Raw genomic sequence first — 6,896 nt, 5'->3', positions numbered from 1 at the left:
AAAGCGATGAAAATACTGGAGGACGGGTTCGAGGACGCCGTCGCGGTGCTGGCCTTCCCGGAGGCCTACCGCGTGCGGCTGCGCACCTCCAACGGCATGGAGCGCCTGAACGGGGAGATCCGCAGGCGCGAGACGGTCATCCGCATCTTTCCCAATCGCGCTTCCGTCCTTCGTCTCATCGGAGCCATGCTCATGGAAGAGAACGAGTACTGGATGACGAAGAAGCCGTACATGGACATGACGGACTTCAAGGCGTGGAAGAAGCAGAAAGCCACTCAGGGCGCCGGCTCGGAGGAGCAGGAAACCAGCACCACCATGACGGAAGCGACGGACAGCCTATAAACCCAATTCCATTTTCTACCGAGAAGTGTTTTTACACACAATTATGGACTTGACCCCGCGGAGCGCGAAGCAGAAGCTGCAGCCCGAAAAAATCGGGTTGCAGGCGCCGCGTGGCGCGAAGCAGAAGCTGCAGCCCGAAAAAATCGGGTTGCAGGCGCCGCGGAGCGCGAAACGGAAGCTGCAGCCCGAAGAAATCGGGTAGCAGCTGCCGCGTGGCGCGAAGCAGAGGCTGCAGCCCGAAAAAATCGGGTTGCAGGCGCAGCGCCTTCGCAGGCGTGGTCTTGACTCGCATAAATCGAGTCAAGGCCGCTCATTTCCGCACACAGAGGAGGAAGCCGACATGGCAAAGGCAGGCCGCCGCGCGGCTGACCCCGAAAACGAAAAGCTCCATGCGCAGGGACGCGAGGAAGGCTACCGCCAAGGGCTGGAGGCCGGACGCCAGGCGTTCGGCGTGCCTTGGCCCGGCACGAGCATCATCATCCCGACCTTTGACAAGCGCGGCTATCTGGAGCAATGCCTGGACAGCATCCTCGCCCACACGCCGGAGCCGTACGAGATCATCGTCGTCGACAACGGCTCCTCCGACGGGACGGCGGAGATGCTGGCGAGCCGCGGCGCGGCGCTCGGCTTCGGCCGCCTGCGCTGGCGGCTCATGGGCCGCAACGCCGGCTTCGCCGCGGCGGTCAATCGCGGGCTCATGATGGCGCGCGGAGAGAAGCTGCTGCTGCTCAACAACGATACGCTCGTCACGCCGCGCTGGCTCGACAATCTGACGGCTTGCCTGGACGGCATCCCGAATGCCGGCATCGTCGGCCCGGTGACGAACTTCATCAGCGGCGAGCAGCGGATCGACGCGCCGTACCGGACGATTCCGGCGATGCGGGCCTGGGCCGCCTCGTTCAACGAGCCGGACCCCGGCCGCTGGCGGGAGACGGAGCGGCTGACGGGCTTCTGCATGCTGATGAGGCGCGGCCTGCTGGAGGAGATCGGCTACTTTGACGAAGGCTACGAGGTCGGCAACTACGAGGACGACGACTTCAGCCTTCGCGCCCGCCTGGCCGGCTACCGGCTCGCGATCGCGGGGGACGCTTTCATCCATCATTACGGCAACGTCAGCATCCGGTCGATCGGCCGGAGGATGGAGGCGATCACGCTGCGCAACCGACGGTATTTCCTGGCGAAATGGGAGGGAGCCGGCTCCCTGCCCCCCGCGATCCGGCCGGAGGAGCGATCCGCTTCGGCGGGCGAGCTCGAGCTCTATCCCGGCGGCATCGCCGCCGAAGGCGCGGACGGCACGGTCTGGTGGGTCGAGAGCGGCCGCCGCTGGCGGATTGACGGCGCGTGGACGCTGCCGTCGAAGAGAATCGCAATGCCGCTGCTGCGCCGCTTGGGCGTAGCAGCGGAGCCGGTGCCGGCCGAGCTGGCCGCCGTCCGCTGGCACGGGCTGCCGGACGCGCCGCCGCTGCCGGACGCGCCGGACGGCGGCGCGAAGCCGCCGGAGGCCGTGCTGCTGCCGGACGGAAGCGTCGGCCTCGTCGAGGAAGGGCGGCTGCGCCGGCCGCTGAACCCGCTGGCCGCGTCCAGCTGGTCGCTGGAGCGGAGGCCGGTCCGCCGGCGGCTGTCGCCGGCGGAAGCGGACGCCATCCCCGCCGGCCCGGCCATTGCGGCCGCTCCGCAGCTGCATCAGCGGCTCTAGCCCGCAAGCTTTCGCAGGACGAAAGCGATTGGCGGCTCTAGCCGCAAGCTTTCGCAAAATGAAAGCAATTGGCGGCTCTAGCCGCAAGCTTTCTCGGTACGAAAGCAATCGTGGTAAAAACGGCACTGAGAAGCGCCGGAGCGGATCATGGTTAGAGTTTAAGCCTACTACCAGCAAGCTTTTCCCCATTACGGACCGAATCAAGGAGGAATGCTCTCATGGCAATACTGCTGCTTGCGGCATCCAAGCCGGCTACGCGGCGCATGAAGCCGAAGACCGCTGCCGGAGCCAAAAAGACGACGACCCGCACAGGAGGCAAGCGCAAGAAGGCGTCCGGTACGATCCGCCGCAAAGCGAAGTCCGCTGCAGGCGGAAAAGGAGCGCGGCCACGGAGGCGCGCCGCAGCCGCGAGGCCGCGGCGAATCCGCCGGATCCGCCGCGCGCCGCTGCAGGCCGTGCCTCAGATGGCAGGCAGCCCGAGCTATGTGGCCGGCTTCCAGCAGACCTACAACGAAGGGTACCAGCTCGGCTTCGGCCAAGGCTACGAGGAAGGGCTGCAGCTGGCGTACGAGACGCAGCCCTAGCGGCAGCATCGGCGTCCGGGAGAAGGCCCGCGCCACCGGGCGCGGAGACCGCGCGGCTACTTGGCCGCACTCGCCGCCACCAGGCGTCGAGACCGCGCGGCCGCCTGGCCGCACTCGCGCCACGGGGGCGCCGAGACTGCGCGGCTACTTGGCCGCACCCACGCCACCGGGCGCCGAGCCCGCGCGGCCGCCTGGCTGCACTCGCACCACCGGGCGCGGAGACCGCGCGGCCGCCTGGCTGCACTCGCGCCACCGTGCGCCGAGCCCGCGCGGCCGCCTGGCTGCACTCGCACCACCGGGCGCGGAGACCGCGCGGCCGCCTGGCTGCACTCGCGCCACCGTGCGCCGAGCACGCGCGGCCGCATGGGCCCACTCGCGCCACCGGGCACTAAGCCCGCCCTGCCGCTCGGCGGCGTGGATATCCGCCGCTTTTGGCGGACGGCGGACAAGAGGCCAAGAGGGCGCCGCGCCGCCGGAATACAGTAAGACAAGGAGAAGGGAGGCAGATGGCATGGCATCACAGGAGCAGCTGCTGGCGGCGGGAAGGGCGGCGGGCCGCATCGCCGGAGAGGCGCACGGCCGCCGGGACGGAGCTTGCCGGAGCGCCGCGCAGACGGTCGCTCCCGCCGCGTACCCGCAGCGTCCGCTGACCGTCCTTTTCGTGCCGCAGGGCTTCCCGGCCATCGACGAAGGGGTGGCGGACGCGCTCCGGCAGCACGCCAGCACGGTCCATGTCGGCCATCCGTCGACGATGCTCGCGCAGGCCGCCGAGCTGAGGCCGCAGCTGGTGCTCGTCATGAACGGGCTGCATGTGTTCCCGCCGGACCATGCCGAGCAGATCGCGGCGATCCGCGCGCTCGGCATCCGCACGGCGATCTGGTTCGCCGACGATCCGTACTTCACCCGCGAGACGGCGCGGCTCGCGCCGCTTTACGACGCCGTCTTCACGCATGAGCTCGAGGCGGTTCCGTTCTATCGGGCGAGCGGAGCGAACGCGCATTACTTGCCGCTCGGCGCGAATCCGGCGGTGTTCCACGCGAAGCCGGTCGGCCAGGAGTATCGCAGCGACGTCTTTTTCGTCGGCACGGGCTTCTGGAACCGGATCCGCCTGCTCGACGAGGTGCTGCCCGCGCTGGAAGGCCGCAAGGTCGTCCTCGCCGGCGGCGAGTGGGAGCGGCTCGACCGCTACGCCCGCTACAAGCCGTTCATCCGGCCCGGCTTCATGCCGATCGAGGAGACGGTGAATTTCTACAACGGGGCGAAAATCGTCCTCAACATCCACCGCACGACCGAGCCGGGCTCCGACAACCACAACGATGCCGGACTCCGGGGAGCGTCGATCAATCCGCGGACGTACGAGATTTCGGCTTGCGGCACGCTGCAGCTGACCGACATCCGCGACGATCTGCGCCGGTACTACGAGCCGGGCCGGGAGCTGGACGTGTTCACCACGCCGGCGGAGCTGACCGCCAAGATCCTCCACTACCTCGACCATGAGGACGAGAGGCGGCGGATCGCCGTGCGCGGCATGCTGCGCACGATGCGGGACCATGCCTTCGCCGGCAGGCTGGGCATGCTGCTCGACCGGGCCGGATGCTGAAGCGCAAGCAGCCGCAGGCGACCGCCGGGCTGGCTATGAAGAAGGAGGAAGCATAGTGGCAGTAAAATCCATGCGCGGCAAGCGCATCCGTCCAGGCCGCCAGAAGCGTCAGGCAGCCGCTTCCGTCAGGAGAAGCGCGCCCCCGCTGCTGGACGCCGAAGTCCAGCGCGGACGCGAAGCGGGCTTCGCCGCAGGAATGGAGCATGGGCTGTGGTACGGCAAATGCGAGGCTGGCTTGAGCCGCCTGCATTACGCGCCGCCGGTCTTTCCGATCCACGTCCTGTTCGTCGCGACGGCGAAGGGCTATCCCTACTCGCCGCTCGACTCGGCGATCGCCGACACGCTCCGCTCGATGACCGCGAGGGTGAGCATCACCGACACGCAGCAGCCGGTCGTGCAGCTGGCCAAGGAGCTGCGGCCCGACGCGGTCATCGTGCTCGACGGCCTGCAATATCCGACCGAGCAGGTGGACGCGATCCGCGCGCTCGGCATCCGCACCGCCGTCTGGTTCACGGATGATCCGTACTATTCCGACATTACCCGCAAGCTCGCCCCGCATTACGACTTCGTGTTCACGCTCGAGAGCAACACGGTCGAATTCTACCGGCAGCTCGGCTGCCCGAACGTCACCTACCTGCCGCTCGGCGTCAATCCGGCCGAGTTCCGTCCCCGCAATCCGGACCTGTCGCTGCGCCGCGAGATCAGCTTCGTCGGCTCGGCCTACCACAAGCGCGTCGATTTCTTCAACCAGATCACGCCCTACCTCGCCACCCGCGACATCGCCATCTCCGGCCTCTGGTGGGAGCGGCTCCGGGACTTCCGGCTGCTCCAGTCCAAGATCCGCGCCGGCCACTGGATGGACCCGATGGAGACGGCCGCCACGTACAACGGAGCGAAAATCGTCATCAACATGCACCGCGCCCATGACGACGAGACGTTCAACAGCAACAGCGCGCAGCTGACGGCCATATCGCCGAATCCGCGCACGTTCGAAATCTCGGCCTGCGGCACGCTGCAGCTGACGGATGTGCGGGACGACCTCGCCCGCTTCTACGAGCCGGGCGTGGAGATCGCGACGTATGCCTCGCCGCAGGAGCTGGGCGAGAAGATCGACTACTACCTGAACCACGAGGAGGAGCGGCAGGCGATCGCGTTCCGCGGCATGTGCCGGACGATGAAGGAGCACACCTACGCCCACCGGCTGACGACGATGCTTTCCGTCATGTTTCCGTCATGACGGCGCTTCCGGCCCGCGCTGACGGCGCCGGGCAAGGAGGGCGATGAGCATGGAGTTCCGGCCGAGGCTGCTGTTCTTCTCCCATATCGGCAGTCCCGAGGCGATCACCGGCGCGGAGAAGCTGCTGCTGTCCACGATCGTCGAGCTGTCGGCCGTCGCCGACTGCACGCTCGCGGTGCCCGAGGAAGGCATCCTGTCCGGACGCGCCGCCGCCGCAGGCATCCCGGTGCGCGTGACGGGGCATGTGCCGATCTACTATTCCATGTATTTGGGGCTGCCGTCTGTTCCCGAGGAAGTCGAGGAGGGGACGGGAAGCGAGGCGATGGAGCGGCTGTACCGGCTTTTGCTGGAAATAAGGCCGCATGCGGCGTGGGTGAACACCTGCGTCCAGCCGCTGCCAGCGATCGCCGCCAAGCGGCTCGGCATCCCGGTCATCTGGTGCCTGACCGAGACGATGCGTCCGGCCGCCGGCGTCGGGCCGACGATGAAGCTCATCGAGCAGCATGCCGACCGCGTCGTCGGCATCTCCGCCTCGACGCTGAAGCCTCTCGCATCTCCGCTCGCGCTGTCCCGCTCGGAGGTGCTGCTGCCCGGCGTAGACACGGCGGCGTTCAAACCGTGGACCTGGGCGTCCAGCCGCGCCGTCCGGCGAGCCGAGCTCGGCTTGCAGGAGAAGCAGGTGCTGGTCGGGTTCATCGCCTCGCATCTGTATGAGAACAAAGGGCTGGAGCACTTCCTGGCCGCAGCCGGAATGGCGGCCGCCTCGCGGCCCGACCTGCGCTTCGTCGTCATCGGCAACCCGGTCGACGCGGAGTACGCCGCCCGCTGCGCGCGGATCGCGGACGCGGCCGGGCTGTCGGCCCGCCTCAGCTGGCTGCCGTTCGAGCCGGACGTATCGCGCGCCTATCCGGCGATGGACGTCCTGGTCGTGCCGAGCATCGTGGAGGAAGGCTTCGGCATGACGGCGCTGGAGGGGCTGCTGTTCGGCAAGCCGGTCGTCGCCTACGCCTCCGGCGGCCTCGCGGAAATTCTGCACGCGACCGGCAACGCCGACTGGCTGGCGCCGATGGGCGACTATGCCGGGCTCGCGGAGCGGATCGGGCGGCTCGCGGACAACGCGCCGCTGCGGCTCGCGACCGGAACGCGCAGCGGCGCGGCCGCGCTTGCCGTGTTCGGCATGCCGGCCTTTCGCGGACGGCTGCTGGCGAGCCTCGAGCGGCTGCGGCTGCCGCGCGAGCCGGAGTCCCGGATCGCGCACGGCTCCGGGCCGGAGCGCGGCCTGCTCGCCGGCTGGACGCTGCGGCCGATCGCAAGCCCGGAGGCGGAGGCGTCCGCCGGACTCGGCGGCGTGCCGCGAGTCCAGCTGCCGGACGGCGTGCTGGCGCTGCTGCCCCGCGGCGGCCCGCGCCGGCTTCGCCAAGCTGGGCCGGCGGCCGG

General features: G+C 68.8%; 6 protein-coding genes. All 6 read left to right on the top strand.

Translation table 11 applies throughout. The features are described 5' to 3' along the window. The coding region (locus tag H582_RS0110680) for an IS256 family transposase (RefSeq protein ID WP_028598543.1) at nucleotides 1-342 on the top strand (342 nt) is incomplete at its 5' end. A 340-nt stretch (nucleotides 343-682) separates the two neighbouring features. Continuing rightward, complete coding sequence (locus H582_RS26960) at nucleotides 683-2,038, top strand: glycosyltransferase family 2 protein (protein ID WP_052333138.1); 1,356 nt, start codon at nucleotides 683-685, stop codon at nucleotides 2,036-2,038. Between the two features lie 218 nt (nucleotides 2,039-2,256). Next, the gene (locus H582_RS26955; protein ID WP_043111194.1) at nucleotides 2,257-2,622 is read left to right on the top strand and encodes a hypothetical protein; all 366 of its coding nucleotides are present in this window, start codon (nucleotides 2,257-2,259) and stop codon (nucleotides 2,620-2,622) included. A gap of 511 nt (nucleotides 2,623-3,133) precedes the next feature. After that, a complete protein-coding gene (locus H582_RS32355; protein ID WP_052333137.1) occupies nucleotides 3,134-4,222 on the top strand; it encodes a CgeB family protein in 1,089 nt (362 codons plus the stop codon). Between the two features lie 55 nt (nucleotides 4,223-4,277). Continuing rightward, nucleotides 4,278-5,459, top strand: coding sequence for a CgeB family protein (locus H582_RS26945; protein ID WP_240478990.1), 1,182 nt, complete (start codon nucleotides 4,278-4,280; stop codon nucleotides 5,457-5,459). Between the two features lie 49 nt (nucleotides 5,460-5,508). Further along, nucleotides 5,509-6,896, top strand: a 1,388-nt coding sequence (locus H582_RS0110650; RefSeq protein ID WP_028598542.1) for a glycosyltransferase, incomplete at its 3' end; no start/stop codon positions are given.

It is taken from the genome of Paenibacillus pasadenensis DSM 19293, assembly GCF_000422485.1.
GTDB classification, from domain to species: domain Bacteria; phylum Bacillota; class Bacilli; order Paenibacillales; family Paenibacillaceae; genus Paenibacillus_O; species Paenibacillus_O pasadenensis.
Note: the sequence above shows the minus strand (reverse complement) of the source record. Positions and strands in the feature narration are given on the sequence as shown.